The sequence below is a fragment of the Kitasatospora sp. NPDC036934 genome, from assembly GCF_055608425.1.
The window spans coordinates 44,378-65,663 of the sequence record NZ_JBVJQR010000026.1 but is presented as its reverse complement, the minus strand read 5'-3'; the positions used below and the strand labels follow the sequence as shown (position 1 = coordinate 65,663).

General features: G+C 73.3%; 19 protein-coding genes and 1 pseudogene. 12 read left to right on the top strand and 8 right to left on the bottom strand.

Going from position 1 to position 21,286, the window contains the following annotated elements; translation table 11 throughout:
• Positions 1-32: 32 nt before the first annotated feature.
• From ACZ7BZ_RS30710 to ACZ7BZ_RS30700, 3 genes are all read right to left on the bottom strand, one after another.
• Positions 33-1,400, bottom strand: coding sequence for a pyridoxal phosphate-dependent decarboxylase family protein (locus tag ACZ7BZ_RS30710; RefSeq protein ID WP_470361173.1), 1,368 nt, complete (start codon positions 1,398-1,400; stop codon positions 33-35).
• Between the two features lie 184 nt (positions 1,401-1,584).
• Complete coding sequence (locus tag ACZ7BZ_RS30705) at positions 1,585-2,049, bottom strand: Lrp/AsnC family transcriptional regulator (protein WP_470361172.1); 465 nt, start codon at positions 2,047-2,049, stop codon at positions 1,585-1,587.
• A 188-nt stretch (positions 2,050-2,237) separates the two neighbouring features.
• Positions 2,238-3,161: an NADP-dependent oxidoreductase gene (locus ACZ7BZ_RS30700; protein ID WP_470361171.1), complete on the bottom strand. Its 924-nt coding sequence runs from the start codon at positions 3,159-3,161 to the stop codon at positions 2,238-2,240.
• 221 nt (positions 3,162-3,382) lie between these two features.
• Between ACZ7BZ_RS30700 and nadA the strand changes: the two genes are divergently transcribed.
• Positions 3,383-4,567, top strand: coding sequence for a quinolinate synthase NadA (nadA, locus tag ACZ7BZ_RS30695; protein ID WP_380463130.1), 1,185 nt, complete (start codon positions 3,383-3,385; stop codon positions 4,565-4,567).
• Between the two features lie 158 nt (positions 4,568-4,725).
• Here the strand turns inward: nadA and pspAA are convergent, their stop codons facing one another.
• Together pspAA and ACZ7BZ_RS30685 are read right to left on the bottom strand one after the other, a co-directional pair.
• Positions 4,726-5,025 (bottom strand): PspA-associated protein PspAA, encoded by a 300-nt coding sequence (pspAA, locus tag ACZ7BZ_RS30690; protein WP_470361170.1) that lies wholly within the window; start codon positions 5,023-5,025, stop codon positions 4,726-4,728.
• A 34-nt stretch (positions 5,026-5,059) separates the two neighbouring features.
• The gene (locus ACZ7BZ_RS30685) at positions 5,060-5,854 is read right to left on the bottom strand and encodes a PspA/IM30 family protein (protein ID WP_380463785.1); all 795 of its coding nucleotides are present in this window, start codon (positions 5,852-5,854) and stop codon (positions 5,060-5,062) included.
• Between the two features lie 316 nt (positions 5,855-6,170).
• On the opposite strand from ACZ7BZ_RS30685, the gene ACZ7BZ_RS30680 reads away from it, so the two are divergent.
• Both ACZ7BZ_RS30680 and ACZ7BZ_RS30675 read left to right on the top strand, forming a co-directional pair.
• The gene (locus ACZ7BZ_RS30680) at positions 6,171-6,770 is read left to right on the top strand and encodes a DUF3043 domain-containing protein (protein ID WP_470361169.1); all 600 of its coding nucleotides are present in this window, start codon (positions 6,171-6,173) and stop codon (positions 6,768-6,770) included.
• 197 nt (positions 6,771-6,967) lie between these two features.
• The gene (locus ACZ7BZ_RS30675) at positions 6,968-7,690 is read left to right on the top strand and encodes a class I SAM-dependent methyltransferase (RefSeq protein ID WP_470361186.1); all 723 of its coding nucleotides are present in this window, start codon (positions 6,968-6,970) and stop codon (positions 7,688-7,690) included.
• A 4-nt stretch (positions 7,691-7,694) separates the two neighbouring features.
• Here the strand turns inward: ACZ7BZ_RS30675 and ACZ7BZ_RS30670 are convergent, their stop codons facing one another.
• Positions 7,695-7,895, bottom strand: coding sequence for a hypothetical protein (locus tag ACZ7BZ_RS30670; RefSeq protein ID WP_380463789.1), 201 nt, complete (start codon positions 7,893-7,895; stop codon positions 7,695-7,697).
• Positions 7,896-7,981: 86 nt separating this feature from the next.
• On the opposite strand from ACZ7BZ_RS30670, the pseudogene cobU reads away from it, so the two are divergent.
• The 7 genes and pseudogenes from cobU to ACZ7BZ_RS30635 all read left to right on the top strand — a co-directional run.
• Positions 7,982-8,575 (top strand): annotated as a pseudogene (gene cobU / locus ACZ7BZ_RS30665) (bifunctional adenosylcobinamide kinase/adenosylcobinamide-phosphate guanylyltransferase); the annotation flags it as partial.
• A gap of 11 nt (positions 8,576-8,586) precedes the next feature.
• Complete coding sequence (locus ACZ7BZ_RS30660) at positions 8,587-9,702, top strand: nicotinate-nucleotide--dimethylbenzimidazole phosphoribosyltransferase (RefSeq protein ID WP_470361168.1); 1,116 nt, start codon at positions 8,587-8,589, stop codon at positions 9,700-9,702.
• 172 nt (positions 9,703-9,874) lie between these two features.
• Complete coding sequence (locus ACZ7BZ_RS30655) at positions 9,875-10,666, top strand: adenosylcobinamide-GDP ribazoletransferase (RefSeq protein ID WP_470361167.1); 792 nt, start codon at positions 9,875-9,877, stop codon at positions 10,664-10,666.
• A gap of 256 nt (positions 10,667-10,922) precedes the next feature.
• Complete coding sequence (locus tag ACZ7BZ_RS30650) at positions 10,923-12,428, top strand: leucyl aminopeptidase (RefSeq protein WP_470361166.1); 1,506 nt, start codon at positions 10,923-10,925, stop codon at positions 12,426-12,428.
• A gap of 405 nt (positions 12,429-12,833) precedes the next feature.
• On the top strand, positions 12,834-14,222 hold the full coding sequence (lpdA, locus tag ACZ7BZ_RS30645) for a dihydrolipoyl dehydrogenase (protein WP_380455762.1): 1,389 nt from the start codon (positions 12,834-12,836) through the stop codon (positions 14,220-14,222).
• Positions 14,223-14,288: 66 nt separating this feature from the next.
• Positions 14,289-16,007: a 2-oxoglutarate dehydrogenase, E2 component, dihydrolipoamide succinyltransferase gene (gene sucB / locus ACZ7BZ_RS30640; protein WP_470361165.1), complete on the top strand. Its 1,719-nt coding sequence runs from the start codon at positions 14,289-14,291 to the stop codon at positions 16,005-16,007.
• A gap of 138 nt (positions 16,008-16,145) precedes the next feature.
• Positions 16,146-16,661 carry a DUF4240 domain-containing protein gene (locus ACZ7BZ_RS30635; protein WP_465747595.1) on the top strand — a complete coding sequence of 172 codons (516 nt, stop codon included), beginning with the start codon at positions 16,146-16,148 and terminating at the stop codon, positions 16,659-16,661.
• 227 nt (positions 16,662-16,888) lie between these two features.
• Here the strand turns inward: ACZ7BZ_RS30635 and ACZ7BZ_RS30630 are convergent, their stop codons facing one another.
• On the bottom strand, positions 16,889-17,917 hold the full coding sequence (locus ACZ7BZ_RS30630) for a DUF2510 domain-containing protein (RefSeq protein WP_470361164.1): 1,029 nt from the start codon (positions 17,915-17,917) through the stop codon (positions 16,889-16,891).
• Between the two features lie 98 nt (positions 17,918-18,015).
• Positions 18,016-18,516 (bottom strand): GNAT family N-acetyltransferase, encoded by a 501-nt coding sequence (locus tag ACZ7BZ_RS30625; RefSeq protein ID WP_380455768.1) that lies wholly within the window; start codon positions 18,514-18,516, stop codon positions 18,016-18,018.
• A 65-nt stretch (positions 18,517-18,581) separates the two neighbouring features.
• On the opposite strand from ACZ7BZ_RS30625, the gene ACZ7BZ_RS30620 reads away from it, so the two are divergent.
• Both ACZ7BZ_RS30620 and ACZ7BZ_RS30615 read left to right on the top strand, forming a co-directional pair.
• The gene (locus ACZ7BZ_RS30620) at positions 18,582-19,487 is read left to right on the top strand and encodes a TIGR01777 family oxidoreductase (protein WP_380455771.1); all 906 of its coding nucleotides are present in this window, start codon (positions 18,582-18,584) and stop codon (positions 19,485-19,487) included.
• A 434-nt stretch (positions 19,488-19,921) separates the two neighbouring features.
• Positions 19,922-21,253 carry an NAD(P)/FAD-dependent oxidoreductase gene (locus ACZ7BZ_RS30615; RefSeq protein WP_470361163.1) on the top strand — a complete coding sequence of 444 codons (1,332 nt, stop codon included), beginning with the start codon at positions 19,922-19,924 and terminating at the stop codon, positions 21,251-21,253.
• Positions 21,254-21,286 lie beyond the last annotated feature (33 nt).

The window sequence follows — 21,286 nt, the reverse complement described above, 5'->3', positions numbered from 1 at the left end:
GCGGGGCCGTACGGGCGGGCTGCGGGCCTGGATCAGGCCATGGTGTCCAGGATCTCCCTGACCATCTCCATGGTCGTGCCCGGGTGCAGGAAGGCGAAGCGGGCGACCGTCTCGCCGTCCCAGCCGGTCGGGGTGACGAAGCCGATCTGGTCCGCGAGCAGCTGCTGCGACCAGCGGTAGTAGTCGTCGTTGGTCCAGCCGGTGCGCTTGAAGCAGACGGCGGAGAGCTGCGGGTCGAACAGCAGCTCCAGGTGGTCGGTGTCGCGGATCAGCTGGGCGGTGTCCCGGGCCAGCTGGAGGCCGGTCTCGATGGCGTCGGTGTAGGCCTGGACGCCGTGGACGGCCAGCGAGAACCAGAGCGGCAGGCCGCGGGCGCGCCGGGTCAGGTGGTAGGCGTAGTCGGTGGGGTTCCACTCGTCGCCCTCGGTGTGCAGGACGTCCAGGTAGGACGCGTCCTGGGTGTGCACGGCGCGGGCGAGCTGCGGGTTGCGGTAGATCAGCGCGGCGCAGTCGAAGGGGGCGAACAGCCACTTGTGCGGGTCGACCACGAAGGAGTCGGCGTGCTCGATGCCGTTGTAGCGCTCGCGCACCGACGGGGCGAACAGGCCGGCGCCCCCGTAGGCGCCGTCCACGTGGAACCACAGGTCGCGCTCGCGGGCGACCTCGGCCAGGCCGGCCAGGTCGTCGACGATGCCCTCGTTGGTGGTGCCGGCGGTGCCGACGACGGCGATCACCGTCCCGGGGTCGGGATCGGCGGCCAGGGCGGCGCGCAGCGCCTCGCCGGTGAACCGGCGGTTCACGGTCGGGACCTTGAAGGCCTCGACGCCGATGATGTTGAAGGTGTTCTTGACCGAGGAGTGCACCTGGTCGGCGACGGCTATCCGCAGCCGGGCCTCCGGGCCGACGCCGAGCTTGCGGCGCGCGGTGTCGCGGGCGACCACCAGGGCGGACAGGTTGCCCGCCGAGCCGCCGGAGACGAAGCAGCCGCCGGCCGAGGCGGGCAGTCCGGCCCGGTCGGCGATCAGCCGCAGCACCTGGTTCTCGGCGGCGATGGCGCCGGCCGCCTCCAGCCAGGAGATGCCCTGCAGCGAGGCGCAGGAGACGACCATGTCGAACAGCAGCGCGGCCTTGGTCGGGGCACACGGGATGAAGGACAGATAGCGGGGGCTGTCGGCAGAGATGACCGCGCGGGACAGCTCGTGGTCGTACAGCTTGAGCACGTCGGCCGCGTCGTTGCCGTCCTGGTTGAGCAGGCCGGCCAGCTGGACGCGCAGGTGCTCGCCGTCGCCGGGGTGGTCCAGCGGAACGGGGTCGTACTGCAGCCGCTCCCGCATGTAGTCGAAAACCAGGTCGACCAGTTCGTTGTCGGGCCGGTGCATGCGGTCGGGTGCTGCGGACACGGCTGTCCCTCTCGGCTGTGGGTGTCGGGGGGATCCGGTCTGCGGGACGCCTCACCACGTTGACCGGACGTGATCAGCGTAGGCAGCGCGGGCGCTTCGCCGCGCGTCGGAACGCGGCTGGTCGGGCAGGTTTCGGGCGTCTTCGGACGGGTCCGCGCAGGATTCCTGCGTGCCCCTCGCGGGCTCAGCCGATCAGCTGGGAGAGGACCACCGAGGAGCGGCTGCGCTGGACGCCGGGCTCGCGCCGGATCCGCTCGATGACGGCCTCCAGGTGGCGCGTGTCGGCGGCCCGCAGGTGCACCAGGGCGTCCGGGTCCCCGGTGACCGTCCAGGCGGCGACCACCTCGGGGAACTGGCGCAGGCTGGCCAGGATCTCCTCGGGGGCGGTGCGTTCGCGGCAGTAGACCTCGACGAAGGCCTCGGTCTGCCAGCCGAGCACGGCCGGGTCGAGCACCACGGTGAAGCCCCGCACCACGCCGCGCGCCCGGAGCCGGTCGATCCGGCGGCGCACGGCGGTGGCGGAGAGGTTCACCTGGAGACCGATCTCGGCGTAGGAGGCGCGGCCGTCGCTGCCGAGGCGGGCGAGGAGCTGTCGGTCGGTCTCGTCCAGGTCCGCCCCGGTCGCCTCGGGTGCTCGGCTGCTGGTCATCGGTGCGGGGCTCCACGGGTCGTGCGGTGGCGGTGAGGGGGCGTTCCGGGCGGTGGGGCGGTGCTGTCGCGGCCGCTGCCGCCGTTGCCGGTCGCCGTGGCCGGTTGCCGTTGCCGAAACGGTTCGCCACCCATTCTGGCGGATGACCTGAACGAGTCCACCGTCGACGGATGACCGGCGGGCGGCCATCAGTCCACGAGCAGCACGATCTTCCCCCGGGTGCGGCCCTCGGTACTGAGGGCCTGGGCGGAGGCCGCCTGGGCCAGCGGGAAGGTGGAGGCGACGGTGACGGTGAGCCGACCGTCGTCGGCGAGCGCGGCGAGCTCCGCGAGGCCCGCCGCGTCCGGGCGGACCCAGACGTAGTGGCCGCCGAGGGCCTTGACCCCGAAGTCGGTGATCGAGGCGATCCGGGCCGGGTCGGCCACCAGGCCCGCCGAGACCTGGACGGCGCCGCGGCCGACCAGGTCCAGCGCGGCGTCCACGCCCGCCGGAGCGAGTTCGCGCACCCGTTCGGCCAGGCCCTCGCCGTACGTGACCGGTTCGGCGCCGAGGCCGCGCAGGTAGTCGTGGTTGCGCTCGCCCGCGGTGCCGATCACCCGAGCGCCGCGGGCCCGGGCGATCTGGACGGCCAGGTGGCCGACCCCGCCGGCCGCGGCGTGCACCAGCAGGGTCTCCCCCTCGGCGAGCCGCAGCGCGTTCAGGCTCTGCAGCGCGGTGAGCCCGGCCAGCGGCAGGCCGCCGGACTGCGCCCAGTCCAGCGCGGCGGGCCGACGGGCCAGGGTGCGGACCGGGGCGGAGACCAGTTCGGCGTAGGTACCGTGCTCGACGGCGTCCTTGCGGACGTAGCCGTACACCTCGTCGCCGGGGGCGAACTCCGTCACACCACCGCCGACCGCGCGGACCACGCCCGCCACGTCCCAGCCCATGACCAGGGGGAAGTGCACGTCCAGCAGGCCGTCCAGGGCGCCGTCCCGGACCTTCCAGTCCACCGGGTTCACCCCGGCCGCCCGGACCTGCACCAGTACGGAGTCGGGCCCGACCTTGGGGTCGGGCAGATCGGTGTACTCGACCACCTCGGGGCCGCCGTAGCGGTTGATCGCAATTGCTTTCATGGGCTCAGCCATACCCGGAGGCTTCGAAGTATCGATTCGGCCACGGCCGGACTGCCCCAAATCGGCTATCCGGCTCCGCCGTGGGCCCGATCCGACGAGCGGTTCTCGTCACATCGACAGGATGGCCATCGTCACTCTGACGCTAACCGGTTAGAATAGATAGTGTCAGATAGACGAAAAGGCCCCACCGCTCGGTCGGCCGCACAGAAGGGCACCCGCCCGTGACCACCACCATCACCGAGACCTACGGCGTCGACCCCACTCCGACGCCGCTCGCTCTGCTGCTGCTCGGCCGAGAGGCCGACCCGAACAGCGAGCGCGGCGTCGAGTGTCCCGGCGACCTCCCGCCGGCCTCCGATCCGGACCTCGTCGAGCGCGCCCGCGCGGCCAAGGCCGCCCTCGGCGACCGCGTCTTCATCCTCGGCCACCACTACCAGCGCGACGAGGTCATCGAGTTCGCCGACGTCACCGGCGACTCGTTCAAGCTCGCCCGCGACGCCGCGGCCCGCCCGGAGGCCGAGTTCATCGTCTTCTGCGGCGTGCACTTCATGGCCGAGTCGGCGGACATCCTCACCAGCGACCGCCAGCAGGTCGTCCTGCCCGACCTCGCGGCCGGCTGCTCGATGGCCGACATGGCCACCGCCGAGCAGGTCGCCGAGTGCTGGGACGTGCTGACCGACGCCGGCATAGCCGACGTGACCGTCCCGGTCTCGTACATGAACTCCTCCGCCGACATCAAGGCCTTCACCGGCAAGCACGGCGGCACCATCTGCACCTCCTCCAACGCCCAGCGCGCCCTGGAGTGGGCCTTCGAGCAGGGCCAGAAGGTGCTCTTCCTGCCCGACCAGCACCTCGGCCGCAACACCGCGGTGCGGGACATGGGCCTCTCGCTGGACGACTGCGTCCTGTACAACCCGCACAAGCCGAACGGCGGCCTGACCGCCGAGCAGCTGCGGGACGCCAAGATGATCCTCTGGCGCGGCCACTGCTCGGTGCACGGCCGGTTCAGCCTGGACTCGGTGAACGACGTCCGCGAGCGGATCCCCGGCGTGACCGTCCTGGTGCACCCCGAGTGCAAGCACGAGGTCGTCAGCGCCGCCGACATGGTCGGCTCGACCGAGTACATCATCAAGGCCCTGGACGCCGCCGAGCCCGGCTCCAAGTGGGCCATCGGCACCGAGCTGAACCTGGTCCGCCGCCTGGCCAAGGCGCACCCGGACAAGGAGATCGTCTTCCTGGACCGCGCGGTCTGCTTCTGCTCGACCATGAACCGGATCGACCTGCCGCACCTGGTCTGGGCACTGGAGTCGCTGGTCGAGGGCCGGGTGCCGAACGTGATCAGCGTCGACCCGGAGACCGAGAAGTACGCCAAGGCCGCGCTCGACCGGATGCTGGCGCTGCCGTAGCCCGAAGCGCTCGCCTCCGGGGCGCCCCGGAGGCGAGCGGGCGGATCCCGCCCCGAGCCGAAGGGGCGCGCCGGAGGCGAGCGGGCGAATAACAGCGAAGGGCGGGCTCCCTCCGAATCGGAGGGAGCCCGCCCTTTCGTCTGGCAGCGGCCGCGCGGCTACTCGTACTCGGGGAACCCCGGGATGACGCCCTCGCCCTCGGACAGGAGCAGGGCCCGGACCTCGTCGAGGGTCGCCTCGGCGCTCGGCAGGATCAGCTCGGACGGCTCCAGCGAGTCGTCCGGCAGCTGGCTGCCGTACTGCTTCACGGCGTCCAGCAGCTTGCCGTAGGCCTGGCGGAAGGTGTCCTCGTCGCCCGACTCCACCGCGGTGAGCAGCTCGTCGTCGAGCTGGTTGAGCAGGTGCAGGTGGTCCTCGCCCACCTCGAACTGCCCCTCACCCATGACCCTCATGATCATGCTGCGCTTCTCCTGGTTCGTGGGTGTGTTCAGCTCACTTGTTGTAGTTGATGCGCGGGGTGTCCTGCGGGTGCGACTCCTGCGGCTGCTGGGCCGGCTTGCCCTGCTCGATCGCGGCCGGACCGGCGGCGGGGCCGCCGGACAGCTCGGCCTTCATCCGGGCCAGCTCAAGCTCGACGTCGGAACCGCCGGCCACTCGCTCCAGCTCGGCCTCGATGTCGTCCTTGCGGCCGAGACCGCTGGCGTCGTCGAGCGCGCCGGAGGCCAGCAGCTCGTCGATCGCACCGGCCCGGGCCTGCATCTGCGCCGTCTTGTCCTCGGCACGCTGGATCGCCAGGCCGACGTCGCCCATCTCCTCCGAGATGCCGGAGAAGGACTCGGCGATGCGGGTCTGCGCCTGCGCCGCGGTGTAGGTGGCCTTGATGGTCTCCTTCTTGGTGCGGAAGGCGTCCACCTTGGCCTGGAGCCGCTGGGAGGCGAGCGTGAGCTTCTCCTCCTCGGCCTGCAGGGCCTGGTACTGCGTCTCCAGGTCGGTGATCTGGGACTGCATGTTGGCCTTGCGGGTCAGCGCCTCGCGGGCGAGGTCCTCCCGGCCGAGGGACAGCGCCTTGCGGCCCTGGTCCTCGTACTTGGCGGACTGCTGCTGGAGCTGGGTCAGCTGGAGTTCCAGGCGCTTGCGCGAGGTCGCGACGTCCGCGACGCCACGCCGTACCTTCTGCAGCAGTTCGAGCTGCTTCTGGTAGGAGTAGTCGAGCGTCTCACGGGGATCCTCCGCCCGGTCCAAGGCCTTGTTCGCCTTGGAGCGGAAGATCAGCCCCATACGCTTCATGATTCCGTCGCTCATGGGCCTCGGGTGCCCCCTTCTCCGGCCTGCGGTTTTAAATCTCGTTACCAGACACGACGAGTGTATGTGCAGCGAGCCCGTCGCCGCAGTGCACCTGCCTGCAACAAGACTGCTACAGCGACCGGTGCCAGATCCTCATCCCCCGGGTGGATCCGCCTCTCATCCTCCCCATACTCCATCCGATTGATCCCCTACGGGAAGAGCCCGGGAGATCCGGGTCGGATCGCGGCCGGGCGGATCGATATGCGTTTGGGTCCGAGGGGACCCGTGGTCGCGGCGCCGCACCCCGTACGCTGGTGGTGTGTTCCGACGCCGTTCAGATGATGCCGCCGCCTCCGCCACCGTGCTGGAGAAGCAGGACGAGACGCCCCAGGCCCGCCACCCGCAGGCCAAGAAGGGCCGCCCCACCCCCAAGCGCAACGAGGCCGAGGCCAACCGGCGCACCCGGGTCACGGTGCCCAAGGACCGCAAGGAGGCCTCCCGCCAGGCGCGCGACCGGATGCGCACCGAGCGCGAGAAGCAGCGCCAGGCGCTGATCGACGGCGACGAGCGCCACCTGCCCGCCCGCGACAAGGGCCCGGTGCGCAAGTTCGCCCGCGACTACGTGGACTCCCGCTGGTCGCTGGCCGAGTTCTTCCTGCCGGCCGCCGTGGTCATCCTGGTGCTGAGCATCGTCAAGGTGCCCGCCCTGCAGCTGCTGTCCACGCTGCTGTTCCTGCTGTTCTTCGTCCTCGTCGTCCTGGACTTCGTCCGCCTCGGCTTCGGCCTGCGCAAGCAGCTCGCCGAGCGCTTCGCCGGGCAGAACACCCGCGGCACCGTCGCCTACGGCATCATGCGCACCCTGCAGATGCGCCGGCTGCGCCTGCCCAAGCCGCAGGTTCGGCGCGGGGAGAAGCCCTGACCGCCGAACCGGTGGACTCCGGCTGGGCCCCGCCGTCCTGGGAGGGGCCCGGCCTCTACGCCCTGCCCGGGCAGGGGGGCGCCCTGCCCGGGCAGGGCGACGGCGGCCACGACCGGCTCGGCCTGGAGCGCCGGCTGCCCTCGCGCAGCGGCTCCTTCGCCGGCGGCACCGCCGCCTGGCTGGACCGGCTCGGCGGACTGCGCAACTTCGTCCGGCAGGAGCTGGTCTCCCGGCAGCTCGCCGAGCAGCTGACCGGCCGGAGCGCCCAGCGTGTCCTGGACATCGGCTGCGGCCAGGGCACCCAGGCCCTGCGGCTGGCCCGGGCGGGCCACTACGTCACCGGGATCGACTCCGACCCGGTCGCCCTCGGCGTCGCCCAGGGGGCGCTCACGGAGGAACCGCCCGAGGTGCGCGGCCGACTGCAGTTGCTCAGCGGCGACGGCCACCAGTGCGGGCGCTGGTTCGGCCCGCGCAGCTTCGACGTGGTGCTCTGCCACGGCGTCCTGATGTACCTGCCCGACCCGGACCCGATGATCGCCTCGCTGGCCCGGCTGCTGGCGCCCGGCGGGCTGCTCTCGCTGCTGGTCCGCAACCGCGATGCGCTCGCGCTGCGGCCCGCCGCCGCCGGGGACTGGCGGGCCGCCCTGCACGCCTTCGAGAGCGACCGGTACTACAACCGGCTCGGGCTGGCCGCCCGCGCCGACCGGCTCGCCGACCTGACCGTCACCCTCTCCGAGGTGTCCGTGCCGCTGCGGCACTGGTACGGCGTCCGGGTCTTCACCGACAACGCGCCCGACGACGCGGCCCCGCCGGTGGACGGGCGGCAGCTGGCCCAGTTGCTCGAAGCCGAGGACCGGGCCGCCCGCACCGACCCGTACCGGCAGGTCGCGGCGCTGCTGCACGTGATCGGGGCGAAGTAGGGGCTCAGCCCTCGTGCAGGCTCATCCCGTAGACCTTGGCGCCGTCCTCCAGCAGGACCGCGGTGTCCACGCCCTCCTCGGCGAGCTGCTTCCAGCTCTCCCCGATCCAGGTCTCGGCGTCGCCCTGACCGGCGAACTCCTCCTGGCCGAGGCTCGACGTCACCGCGCTGCCGTCCGCCTTCTCGTACCGCCACGTCCAGACCATGCCCGGCTCCTCCCACTGACGCTGCCTGCTGTGTGCTGCGCACCATAGCCTGCCCGGCCCGATCTTCCGTATGCCTGTCGGGCAGGATGGGCGGCATGGCGACCCACCCCCCGCTCCCCCGCACGCTGCTGCTCGGCGGCGCGCGCTCCGGCAAGTCCACCCGTGCCGAGCAGCTGCTCGCCGGCCACCCGGACGTCCTGTACGTGGCCACCGGCGGCACCCGGGACGGCGACGCCGAGTGGGCCCAGCGGGTCGCCCTGCACCGGGACCGCCGGCCGGCGGGCTGGCGCACCGCCGAGACCTGCGAGCTGGAGGCCGTGCTGGCCGACTCCGAGGACCCGGCGCCGGTGCTGATCGACTGTCTGGCGCTCTGGCTGACCACCGTGATGGACGAGAGCGACGCCTGGGACGACCTGGCCTGGGCGGACGGCGGCGAGGCCGCGGTGCAGCGCCGCTGCGAGGCCTTGGCCGCGGCCTGGGCGGGCACCCCGCGCACGGTCGTCGCGGTGAGCAACGAGGTCGGCATGGGCGTCGTCCCGGCCACCGCCGCCGGGCGGCGCTTCCGCGACACCCTCGGCCGGCTCAACATGGCCGTCGCCGACACCTCGGAGCGGGTCCTGCTGGTGGTCGCGGGACAGGTTCTGACGGTCAAGCCGAGCCCGCACACCCGCGGCGTGTAGCCTTCCGGACGATGGACACGACCGTGGATCTCGATACGTTCTCCTCGCTCGTCGAGCGCCCCGACGACAGCGCCCGGCGGGCCGCCGAGGAACGCTGGCAGGAGGCCGGGCGGCCGCGTGGCGGCCTCGGCAAGCTGGAGGAGCTGGGCAGCTGGCTGTCGTCCGTACAGGGGCGCTCCCCGGTGCGGCCGGTCTCGGCGCCCAAGGTGCTGCTGTTCGCCGCCGACCACGGCGTGGCCGCGCTCGGCGTCTCCCGGCTGCCCGCCGACGGCGGCACCGCGGCCCGGGTGCGGGCCGTGCTCGACGGCAGCGCCCCGGTGGCCCGGCTGGCCGCCCGCTACGGCGCCGAACTGCGGGTCGTCGACGTCGCGGTGGACACCGACCCCGCGAACTTCCCGGACGAGGTGGTCGCCCACCGGATCCGGCGCGGCTCCGGCCGGATCGACGTCGAGGACGCCCTCACCCCGGAGGAGGCCGTCCGGGCCTTCCGGGCCGGCATGGCCGTGGCCGACGAGGAGGCCGACGCCGGCACCGACCTGGTGCTGCTCGGCGACCTCGGGGTCGGCTCCACCACGGTGGCCGCCGTCCTGGTCGGCGCGCTGTGCGGCACGGACGCGGCCGCGGTCTGCGGGCGCGGCTCGGGCATCGACGACCGCGTGTGGATGGTCAAGTGCGCCACCATCCGGGACGCGCTGCGGCGCGCCCGGCCGGTACTCGGCGACCAGCTCGCGCTGCTCGCCGCCACCGGCGGGGCCGACTTCGCGGCGATCACCGGCTTCCTGCTGCAGGCCGCCGTCCGACGGCTGCCGGTGGTGCTGGACGGCGTGGTCTCCTCGGCCTGTGCGCTGGTCGCCCAGCGGATCGCCTTCCGGGCGCCGGAGTGGTGGCGGGCCGGGCAGTCCAGCGGCGAGCCGGCCCAGGCCAAGGCGTACGACCGGCTCACCCTGACCCCGCTGCAGGACCAGGGCGTCACCGTGGGCGAGGGCGTCGGCGCGGTGCTCGCGCTGCCGCTGCTCCAGGCGGCGGGCGACGCGCTCGCCGAGGAGGCGCCGAGGCCGTTCGTGCCGTCGGCGCCGAAGGAGCAGCCGAAGCTGCCGTCGGCGGCGGATCTGCTCAGGAGGCTTTAACAGGAGCCGGTGTCCGGACGCTCCGTCAGCTGAGCTTCGGTGTTCGGGCTTCGGGCCGGTGGCCTTCCGCCTCCCGCAGTTCCCCGCGCCCCTCCCGGGGCGCGGGGATTCTGTCTGTCGGGGGCGCAAGGGGTTCGGTCGGGGCAGGGCGAGTGCGGTGGAGGAGTGCGTGATGGCCGGCGGCGGTGAGCGAGCGACGTGGGGCGAGGGGCTGCGGTTCGCGTTCGGGACGCTGTCCGTGCTGCGGGTGCGGGTGGAGCGGTGGGACCGGGAAGCGGCGGGCCGGGCGATGACGGCGGCTCCGGTGGTCGGGGCGGTGCTGGGCGGGATCGCCGCCGCGGTGGGTGCGCTGGTGGCCTGGCGGGCGGGCGGGCTGCTGGGGGCGGTGGCGGCGGTGGGGGTGCTCGCCGCACTGACCCGGGGACTGCACCTGGACGGCCTGGCGGACGTCGCCGACGGGCTGGGCAGCGGCAAGCCGGCCGAGGACGCGCTGCGGGTCATGAAGCAGTCCGACATCGGCCCGTTCGGCGTACTGACCCTGCTGCTGGCGCTGCTGGCCCAGGTCGCCGCGCTGGCCGGGCAGTTCGGGCAGTCGATGCCGCGCGGCGCACTCGCCGTACTCGCCTCGGCGGTGGCCGCGCGGTGCGCGCTCGCCTGGGGCTGTCTGCGGTCGGTGCCGGCCGCCCGGCCGGGCGGGCTGGGGGCGATGGTGGCGGGCACCGTCACACCCGCCGGGGCCGTCGCCGGAACGCTCGCCGCCGTCCTGGCCCTGGCCGCCGCCGGATCGTTCGACGGGTGGTCAGCAGCCCGTCTCCCGCTGGCCGTTGTGCTCGGGGTGGCCGGTTCCCGGCTGCTGCTGGAGCGCTGTGTCCGCCGGTTCGGCGGCATCACCGGGGACGTGCTCGGCGCGATGGCCGAGACCGCCGCGACCGGGACGCTGTTCGCCCTGGCGTTGCTCGGCTGACACCGGGCGGCGCGTGATCCCACCATGCGGACTACCATGCGTGGAGCACCGCAGCCCTGCACCGTGGCAGGTCCTGCCCGCCCGGCGCGCACCGAGGAGCCGGGGCCTCTGGCGTGCGCGGCCGCTCCGACGGACGCGCGCACCAGGGGGCCCGGAATCCAGGGCCCGCCGGCGGACGGCCCTGCACGTCGGGCTGCGCCGGTTCGGCAGTCACGCCGCGACCGGCCGTGGACCGCGAAAGAACAGGACGCATTACGTGACTGCATTGTCTGTGAGCACCTCCTCCGCCGCCTCGCTGCGTGCGGACGCCCTGGTGGTCGGTCTCGCGAAGGGCCCCAAGGGGATCGTGCTGACCCCTGGTGCCGAGGCCGTGAACGAGGCGTTCGACGGCAAGCTGGCCGAGATCCTCGGCACCCTGGGCGCGACCGGCGCCGAGGGCGAGGCCGTCAAGGTGGCCTCCCCCGCCGGCCTGAAGGCCGCGCTCGTGCTCGCGGTCGGCCTCGGCGAGGCGGCCGAGGGCGGTTACGGCCTGGAGGCGCTGCGCCGCGCCGCCGGTGTCGCCGCCCGCACCCTGGCCGGTACCAAGAAGGCCGCGCTGGCCCTGCCGGCCGAGTCCGCGGAGGAGGTCGAGGCGGTCGCGCTGGGCGGCCTGCTCGGCTCGTACGCCTTCGGCGCCTACAAGGGCAACGGCAACGGCAAGGAGCCGGTCGGCGAGCTGGTCGTGCTGACCGCCCGCAAGGGCAGCAAGGACGCCAAGGCCGCCGTGGAGCGGGCCACCGCGATCGGCGAGGAGATGAACCGCGCCCGCGACCTGGTCAACACCGCGCCGAACGACCTGAACCCGAAGAGCTTCGCCGCGATCGCCCAGGCGGCCGGCAAGGAGCACGGCCTCAAGGTCGAGGTGCTGGACGAGAAGGCGCTGACCAAGGGCGGCTACGGCGGCCTGCTGGGCGTCGGCAACGGCTCGACCAACCCGCCGCGGCTGGTGAAGGTGGCCTACACCCACCCGAAGGCGAAGGCCTCGCTGGCCTTCATCGGCAAGGGCATCACCTACGACTCGGGCGGCATCTCGCTGAAGCCGGCCGGCCACAACGAGACCATGAAGTGCGACATGGCCGGCGCCGCCGCCGTGTTCGCCGCCGTGGTGGCCGCCAAGCGCCTGGGCCTGGCCGTCAACGTGACCGCCTGGCTCGCGCTGGCCGAGAACATGCCCTCCGGCACCGCCACCCGCCCGGGCGACGTGCTCCGCATGTACGGCGGCAAGACCGTCGAGGTCCTGAACACCGACGCCGAGGGCCGGCTGGTGCTGGCCGACGCGATCGTCAAGGCCGGCGAGGACAACCCGGACGTCATCGTCGACGTGGCCACCCTGACCGGCGCCATGGTGCTGGCCCTGGGCACCCGCACCTTCGGTGTGATGGCCAACAACGACGAGCTGCGCTCCAACCTGCACGCCCTCGCGGGCGAGGTCGGCGAGCAGTCGTGGCCGATGCCGCTGCCGGCCGACCTGAAGAAGGGCATGACCGACTCGACCATCGCCGACCTGGCGAACATGGGCGAGCGGATGGGCGGCGGCCTGGTGGCCGGCCTGTTCCTGCAGGAGTTCGTGGCCGAGGGCATCGACTGGGCGCACCTGGACATCGCCGGTCCGGCGTTCCACGAGAGCGCACCGTTCGGCTACACCCCGAAGGGCGGCACCGCGAGCGCGGTGCGCACCCTGGTCCGCTTCGCGGAGCAGACCGCGGCCAACGGCAAGGCCTGATCCTCCAGGCCCCGGCCTCGACGGGGGCCCGGCGCGAGTGCGCCGGGCCCCCGTCGGCGTTTCCGTACGGGTTACCTGCGAGTAGACCGGGACGCCTCACCGCACCCTTGTTCGCCACGGGCGAAACTTTGTTCCGCACTGCGGAAGAGGTGGCTGCGAAGCGGGTGGAAGACGCCCGTCCGGCGGCTGTCAACAAGGCCTTGAGCTGCGATGATGCCCTTCCGTCGGGGGCATTCCCGCCCCGGTGACCACTCCGTGGGACTCCCCTGGGGCGGACCCGGACATCAGCCACCGCGAACAAGTGCGAAGATGTATTTCCGGCACGACTGGGCGCCCCACAAAGGCTTCCGACCCACCGGACCGCGACCGGCCCGGCGACCCACCCCATTGCATGGAGGACGTGACGTGGCGAACGACGCCAGCACCGTTTTCGACGTAGTCATTCTCGGAGGCGGAAGCGGCGGTTACGCCGCGGCGCTCCGCGCCGCTCAGCTGGGTCTGAGCGTTGCCCTGGTCGAGAAGGGTGAGCTGGGCGGCACCTGCCTGCACCGCGGCTGCATCCCGACCAAGGCTCTGCTGCACGCCGCCGAGATCGCGGACGAGACGAAGGAGGCCGCCGAGTTCGGCGTTCTGGCCACCTTCCAGGGCATCGACATCAACGGCGTCCACAAGTACAAGGACGACGTCATCGCCGGCCTGTACAAGGGCCTGCAGGGCCTGGTGGCGTCCCGCAAGGTCACCTTCATCCAGGGCGCGGGCAAGCTCTCCTCGCAGACCTCCGTGGACGTGAACGGCCAGCGCATCGAGGGCCGCCACATCGTCCTCGCCACCGGTTCGGTGCCGCGCTCGATCCCGGGTCTGGAGATCGACGGCAACCGCGTGATCTCCTCCGACCACGCCCTCAAGCTCGACCGGATCCCGAAGTCGGCCGTCATCCTCGGCGGCGGCGTCATCGGCGTCGAGTTCGCCTCGGTCTGGAAGTCCTTCGGCGTCGAGGTCACCATCGTCGAGGCGCTGCCGCACCTCGTCCCGCTGGAGGACGAGAACTCCTCCAAGCTGCTGGAGCGCGCCTTCCGCAAGCGCGGCATCAAGTTCGAGCTGAAGGCCCGCTTCTCGGGCGTCGAGTACACCGAGTCCGGTGTCCGCGTCTCCACCGAGAACGGCAAGCAGATCGACGCCGACCTGCTGCTCGTCGCCATCGGCCGCGGCCCGGTCTCGGCCGGCCTCGGCTACGAGGAGAACGGCGTCGCGATGGACCGCGGCTACGTCCTGGTCGACGAGTACATGCGCACCAACGTGCCCACCATCTCGGCCGTCGGCGACCTCGCCCCGACCCTGCAGCTCGCCCACGTCGGCTTCGCCGAGGGCATCCTGGTCGCCGAGCGCCTGGCCGGCCTCAAGCCGATGCCGATCGACTACGACGGCGTCCCGCGCGTGACCTACTCCAACCCGGAGGTCGCCTCCGTCGGCATCTCCGAGGCCAAGGCCGTCGAGCTGTACGGCAAGGAGAAGGTCGTCACCCTGAAGTACAACCTGGCCGGCAACGGCAAGAGCAAGATCCTGAAGACCGCCGGCGAGATCAAGCTCGTCCAGGTCAAGGACGGCGCCGTGGTCGGCGTCCACATGGTCGGCGCCCGCATGGGCGAGCAGGTCGGCGAAGCCCAGCTGATCTACAACTGGGAGGCCCTGCCGGCCGAGGTCGCGCAGCTCATCCACGCGCACCCGACCCAGTCCGAGGCCCTGGGCGAGGCGCACCTGGCGCTGGCCGGCAAGCCGCTGCACGCGCACGACTGATCGCGCCCACCACCCCCCGTTTCCAGTACTTCCCGTACGCAAGACTTGATAGGAGTCGCTGAAACCATGGCGGTCTCAGTAACACTGCCCGCGCTGGGCGAGAGCGTTTCCGAGGGCACCGTCACCCGTTGGCTGAAGGCCGAGGGTGAGCGTGTCGAGGTCGACGAGCCGCTGCTCGAGGTGTCGACCGACAAGGTCGACACCGAGATCCCGGCCCCGGCTTCCGGCATCCTCTCCTCGATCAAGGTCGGCGAGGACGAGACCGTCGAGGTCGGCGCCGAGCTGGCGATCATCGACGACGGCACCGGCGCCCCGGCCGCCGCTCCGGCCCCCGTGGCCGAGGCCGCTCCGGTCGCCGCGCCGGCCCCGGCCGCCGAGGCCCCGGTCGCCGCGCCGGCCCCGGCCGCCGAGGCCCCGGCTGCTCCGGCTGCCGCCCCGGCCGCCGACGCCACCCCGGTGCTGCTGCCCGCCCTGGGCGAGTCGGTCACCGAGGGCACCGTCACCCGCTGGCTGAAGGCCGAGGGTGAGACGGTCGAGGTCGACGAGCCGCTGCTCGAGGTCTCCACCGACAAGGTCGACACCGAGATCCCGTCGCCGGTCGCCGGCGTCGTCGTCAAGATCCTGGTCGGCGAGGACGAGACCGCCGAGGTCGGCGCCCAGCTCGCGCTGATCGGTGCTCCGGGTGCCGCCGCTGCCGCTCCGGCTCCCGTTGCCGCTCCGGCCCCGGCCCCGGCCGCTGCTCCGGCTCCGGCCCCGGCTGCTCCGGCCCCGGCTGCTCCGGCCCCGGCTGCTCCGGCCCCGGCTGCTCCGGCTCCGGCTGCCGCCCCGGCGCCGGTCGCCCCGGCCGCTCCGGCGGCCGACGCCGGTGACGCCTACGTCACCCCGCTGGTGCGCAAGCTCGCCGCCGAGCACGGCGTGGAGCTGGCCTCCGTCGCCGGCACCGGCGTCGGCGGCCGCATCCGCAAGCAGGACGTCATCGCCGCCGCCGAGGCCGCCAAGGCCGCTCCGGCCCCGGTCGCCGCCGCCCCGGCCGCTGCGCCGAAGGCCGCTGTCGCGCCGTCCGCCCTGCGTGGTCAGACGGTCAAGATGACCCGCATGCGCAAGGTCATCGGCGACAACATGATGAAGGCCCTGCACGAGCAGGCCCAGCTGACCAGCGTGGTCGAGGTGGACGTCACCAAGATCATGTCGCTGCGCGCCAAGGCCAAGGAGGGCTTCCTCGCCCGCGAGGGCGTCAAGCTCTCCCCGATGCCGTTCTTCGTGAAGGCCGCCGCCCAGGCCCTGAAGGTCCACGCGGTCGTCAACGCGCGGATCAACGACGCCGAGGGCACCATCACCTACTTCGACACCGAGAACATCGGCATCGCGGTGGACTCCGAGAAGGGTCTGATGACCCCGGTCATCAAGGGTGCGGGCGACCTCAACATCGCCGGCATCTCGAAGAAGACCGCCGAGCTGGCCGCCAAGGTCCGCGACAGCAAGATCACCCCGGACGAGCTGTCCGGCGCCACCTTCACCATCAGCAACACCGGCTCGCGCGGTGCGCTGTTCGACACCGTGATCGTGCCGCCGAACCAGGCCGCCATCCTGGGCATCGGCGCCACCGTCAAGCGCCCGGTCGTCATCGAGGCCGACGGCGGCACCGCCATCGGCATCCGTGACATGACCTACCTCTCGCTCTCCTACGACCACCGCCTGGTGGACGGCGCCGACGCCGCCCGCTACCTGGTCGCGGTCAAGGAGATCCTGGAGGCCGGCGAGTTCGAGGTCGAGCTCGGCCTGTAAGGCGCACGGCCGCACCGCGGTCGTACGGAGCCCCGTGTCGTTCCCGGACGGCGCGGGGCTCCGGCGTATTCCCGGGATGCGGAATCCGCCGGGTCATGGCATGCGTGGAGACGACGGAACAGGGATGCTTGAGCCGTGATGGACGAGACCGACTTCTGGCAGATCATCGACGACACCTGGGAGGCCGCCGACGGCGATCCCGACGAACAGGCCGAACGGCTGGTGGAACGCCTCGTCCAGCTGACTCCCGACGACGTGATCGACTTCGCCCGGCTGTTCGAGGCCCGGTTCCAGCGCGCCTACCGCTACGACCTGTGGGGCGCCGCCCACCTGCTGCTGGACGGCGCCTCCGAGGACACCTTCGACTACTTCCGCTGCTGGCTGATCGGCCAGGGCCGGGAGATCTTCGAGGGCGGGCTGGTCGAGCCGGACGACCTGGCGGACCTGCTGCCCGAGTTCGACGAGGAGGAGGACGGCGAGGCCGAGGACCTCGGCTACGCCGCCGACGAGGCGTACGAGCAGCTGACCGGCCTGCCGCTGCCCGACGTGGGCGGGCGGCAGGCGGGGCGGCCGGCCGGGGCGACGCTGGACTTCGACGACCCGGACGTCATGGCGAAACGCTTCCCCAAGCTCTGGGAGCGCTACGGGGACTAGGTCTGTCCGGCCGATCTCGGCGGATCAGCCCGCGGCGTTGGGCGCCCGGCTGGGCGTGCGCCCCGGATCGTCCTCGTACTGGGCCGTACTCGGGCGATTCGGGCGTGCGTCCAGGCCGGATGCCTGGGGGTACCTCCCGGCCGAAGGCTGGGGACGCGTCGCGGGCCCGGCAAGATCGGCCGGCCAGGGCCTGGGTTCCGGGCGGATCCTGCCGCAGCTCCCGAGGGTCAGGTGCTGCCGCCGGGGGTGGCGGCGGTGCCGTCCTGCTTGATGCCCTTGAGGATCTGGTCCAGCACCCCGGCGTCCGGGGCGGCCGGGTCGTCGTCGACGCCGCCCTCGAAGACGACGTAGCCGCCGCCCTTGGCCGGGACGGCGGCCAGCAGGACGTAGCCCTGGGTGCCGTCCGAGGTGCGGACGTGCCAGCGGGTGGCGTAGCCGAGCACGCCGGCCACCGTGACGTAGCCGGAGCCGGAGTCGGTGTGCGAGGTGATCCCGGTGAAGATCGTCCCGGCGTAGGCCGGCATGGCGGCGTCGGAGGCCGCCTTGGGGGTGTCGCCCTGGACGGTGTCCTTCTCGATCGAGAACTGGCCGCGGATGCAGGAGTTGCCGTCGGCGCAGGTGTAGCGGCCGCTGCCGAGGTAGACCGTGGAGTGCGTGGAGTTGGCCGCCGCGTCCCAGCCGTCGTACACCGGGACGGTGATCGCGTGCTGCGGGTCCGGGACGGTGCTCTTGAGGGTCGGGACGGGCTTGGGCGTGGGCCGGGGCGGGGTCGGCGACGGGCTGGCGCTCCGGGTGACCGTCACCGTGGGGTTGGGGGTCGGGTCCGCCTTGGTGTCCCCGCCACTGTTGACCACGATCCCGGCGATGATCCCGCCGACGGCCAGTACGGCGACCGAGACGCCGACGATCACGCCGGTCCGGTTCTTCCCGGGGCCGGCCGGCGGCGGGTAGCCGTAGGCCGCGCCCGGGTACGGCGTCTGGCCGGGGTAGCCGTAACCGGGGTTCTGGGACGCGTCCTGGACCGGGTAGCCGTAGCCGGGGGCGGCCGGGCCGCTCTGCGCCGGGTAGCCGTAACCGGGCTGCGGCGGGGTGGCGGGCTGCCAGTGCTGGGTCGGGGCGTCGGCGAGCTGTCCGGCGCCGCTCTGGAGCGGCCGGACCTCGCTGGTCCAGGCGTTGCCGTCCCACCAGCGCTCGTGACCGGGGGTGCCGTCCGCACCGGGGACCGGGTACCACCCGGGAGGCGTCGAGTTGCTCACGGGCGTACGGTACCCGGCGGGGTGGCCGTGCAGACAGGGCAGGTACGTCACGACTCTGCAGCACCCGACCTGACGGATCGTCAGGTCTCGGGGCGGGTTCAGTCGGTGAGCCGGCGGGCCATCCAGACGTCGTCCACGAAGCGCCCGTCGATCAGGAACTCCTCGGCCAGCACGCCCTCGACCGCGAAGCCGCAGCTCTCGTACAGCCGGCGGGCCGGGGCGTTCCAGCCGAGCACCCGGAGGGTCATCTTGCGGGCACCGTCGGCCCGGGCCGCCGCGCAGGCGGCCTCGACCAGTCGGCGGCCGATGCCCCGGCCGCGCACCGTGTCGTCGACGGCCAGGCCCTGGATCTGCCGGACGTGCCGGTTGACGGCCAGCGGCGTCGCCGGGACCTGGCGGACGTAGCCGACGATCCGGCCGTCCAGCACGGCGAGCAGGTACTGCTCGGGGGTGTGCCGCTCGTCGAAGACGCCGTCCTCCGTGGGCGGCTCCGCGGAGACGTCGGACAGGGTGGACCAGGTGGCCCGGTTGAGCGCTGCGAGTCCGCGCTCGTCCTCGGGGCGGGCCAGGCGGATGGTCGGATCGTCATCACGGGTCATGCCGGCTGATGCTAATGGGGCGCGTGCGAAAGGTGACAGAGGATAAGAACTGCGAGGATGAGCCCATGCGCATCGCTGTCACAGGCTCCACGGGATTGATCGGTTCGGCGCTCGTCCGCTCCCTGCTGGCGGACGGCCATGACGTGGTCCGGCTCGTCCGGCACCGCTCCAGGACCGGGCCACAGCCCGACGGCAGCACCGCGATCGGCTGGAACCCGCTGCTCGGCGAGGTCGACCGGGCCGGGCTCGCCGGGGTCGAGGCGGTGGCGCACCTGGCCGGCGCCGGGGTCGGTGACCGCCGCTGGACGGACTCCTACAAGCGGGAGATCCGGGAGAGCCGGGTGTACGGCACCGAGACGCTGGCCGTCGCGCTGGCCGAGCTCAAGGAGCCGCCGACGGTCCTGGTCAGCGCCTCCGCGGTCGGCTGGTACGGGCAGACCGGCGACCAGGTGATCGACGAGGACTCTCCCGCCGGGGACGACTTCCTGGCCGAGGTGTGCCTGGAGTGGGAGGCGGCCGCGCGGCCGGCCGAGCGGGCCGGGATCCGGGTCGTCCACCCGCGCACCGGGATGGTGCTCTCCGCCGCGGGCGGTGCGGGCGGGCGGCTGTTCCCGCTGTTCAAGCTGGGCCTGGGCGGGCGGCTCGGCAGCGGGAAGCAGTACTGGAGCTACATCTCGCTGGCCGACGAGGTGGCCGCGCTGCGGTTCCTGATCGACCGGGACGACCTCTCCGGCCCCTTCAACCTCACCGCGCCGGAGCCGGCCACCAACGCCGAGCTGACCGCGGCGCTCGGGCGGGCGCTGGGGCGGCCGACACCGTTCCCGGTGCCGGAGGCGGTGCTCAAGGCGGTGCTCGGGGAGCTGGCGGTCGAGGTGGTCGGCAGCCACCGGGTGGTGCCGCGTCGGCTGCTGGACGCCGGGTTCCGGTTCGCGCACCCGGACCTGGACTCGGCGGTGAGGGCGGCGCTCTGAGGCCTCGCGAGGACTCCGGGGCGCTTCCGCGGGCGGCGGTTCGAAGCCTCGCCGTGGTGACGGGGCGGCTCCGCGGGCGGCGGTGCGACGGTTCGTTCTGCGTAGTCCCCGTACGGCATTCGCCCTGGCCAGGGGCATATGCCGGGCGGGGGTCGGACGGGGCTCCGGGAGGGGGCGCACGGGAGCACATGGCGGGCGCGTCGCACGCCCCCGGTGACCGTGCGCGCCCGACGACCCCGTAACCCGGGCGCCACGGCGCACTGTCCGTGACCGCGCCCCCGCCCGGTGCCACACCACCCCTCCGGAGCCCCGCATCCGGTCCACCGCACTTGTCTGATGCTCACACTGACTGGGCATCACCTTCCTCGGACCGTGTCCCGGCACCCCGCTGCCTGCGTCGGCCGGAGCCCCGGGACCAGGGAGGGAGCACTCCAGTGCCCACGTACGACTTCACCCGCCGCGCCCGTCGCCCGTCCGACCCGGACGTCGTCGTGGTCGGCGCCGGACTCGCGGGCCTGGCCGCCGCCCGCGCACTCACCGGCCACGGCCTCACCGTCCAGGTCCTGGAGACCACCGACCGGATCGGCGGCCGGATGGCCACCCGCGAGCTGGACGGCTTCCGCCTCGACGACGGCAGCCACCTGCTGAACACCGCCTTCCCCGAACTGCGCCGAGCGCTCGACCTCGACCGCCTGGACCTGCGCCCGCTCGCACCCGGCGTACTCGTGCACAGCGCCGGCCGCCGCTACCGCGCCGGGGACCCGCAGCTCACCGCCGCCCGGCAGGCCGCCCTCCGGGCCCCGCTCGGCAGCCCGCTGGACAAGGCCCGGCTGGGCAGCTGGCTCGGCCGGATCGCCACCACCCCGGCCGCCCGACTCCAGACCCGCCCGGAGACCACCGCCGCCCGCGCGCTGGCCGGCCACGGACTCGCTCCGCGCACCGTCGACGGCTTCCTGCGCCCGCTGCTCAGCGCCCTGCTGAGCGACCCGGCCCTCGGCACCAGCAGCCGGATCGCCGACCTGGTGCTGCGTTCCTACGCGCGCGGCCGGCTCTGTCTGCCCGCCGACGGGATCTCGGCGGTGCCCGCCCAGCTGGCCGCCGCGCTGCCCGTCGGCTCCGTACGGACCGGGGTGCAGGTCACCTCGATCGGCGCCGACGGCGTGGAGACCCTCGCCCACGGGCGGATCGGCGCCCAGGCCGTGGTGGTCGCCACCGACGCCCGCTCGGCCGCCGAACTGCTGCCCGGCCTCCGCCTGCCGGACTTCCACCCCGTCACCACCTTCTTCCACGCGGCCGACCGCGCCCCGGTCGGCGAGGCCGTCCTGCTGCTCGACGCCGACCGGCCGAACGGGCACCCGCCGCTGGTCTCGCATTCGCTGGTGCTCAGCGAACTGCACCCGTCCTACGCCCCGGCCGGCCAGGCGCTGATCGCCACCACCGTGCTCGGGCGGCGCTCCTTCGACGCGGGCGGCCCGGCCACGCTGGAACCGGCCGTCCGGGCCCGGCTCGTCGAGCTGTACGGCGTCCCGACGGCGGGCTGGCAGTTCCTCAGCGTGCGGCACGTCCCGGACGCGCTGCCGGCCATGCCGCCGCCGCACAACCCCCGCCGCCCGGTGCGGCTGGTGGCCGGACTGTACGTCGCCGGGGACCACCGGGACACCAGCACCGTGCAGGGCGCGCTGGTCTCCGGCCGGCGGGCGGCCCAGGCGGTGCTGGGCGACCTCGGGCTGCCGGCCGGTGCGCGGGAGGCGGAGGTGGCGGCCTGAGGCCGGTCCTGGGGAGGAACGGACACGCCAGCG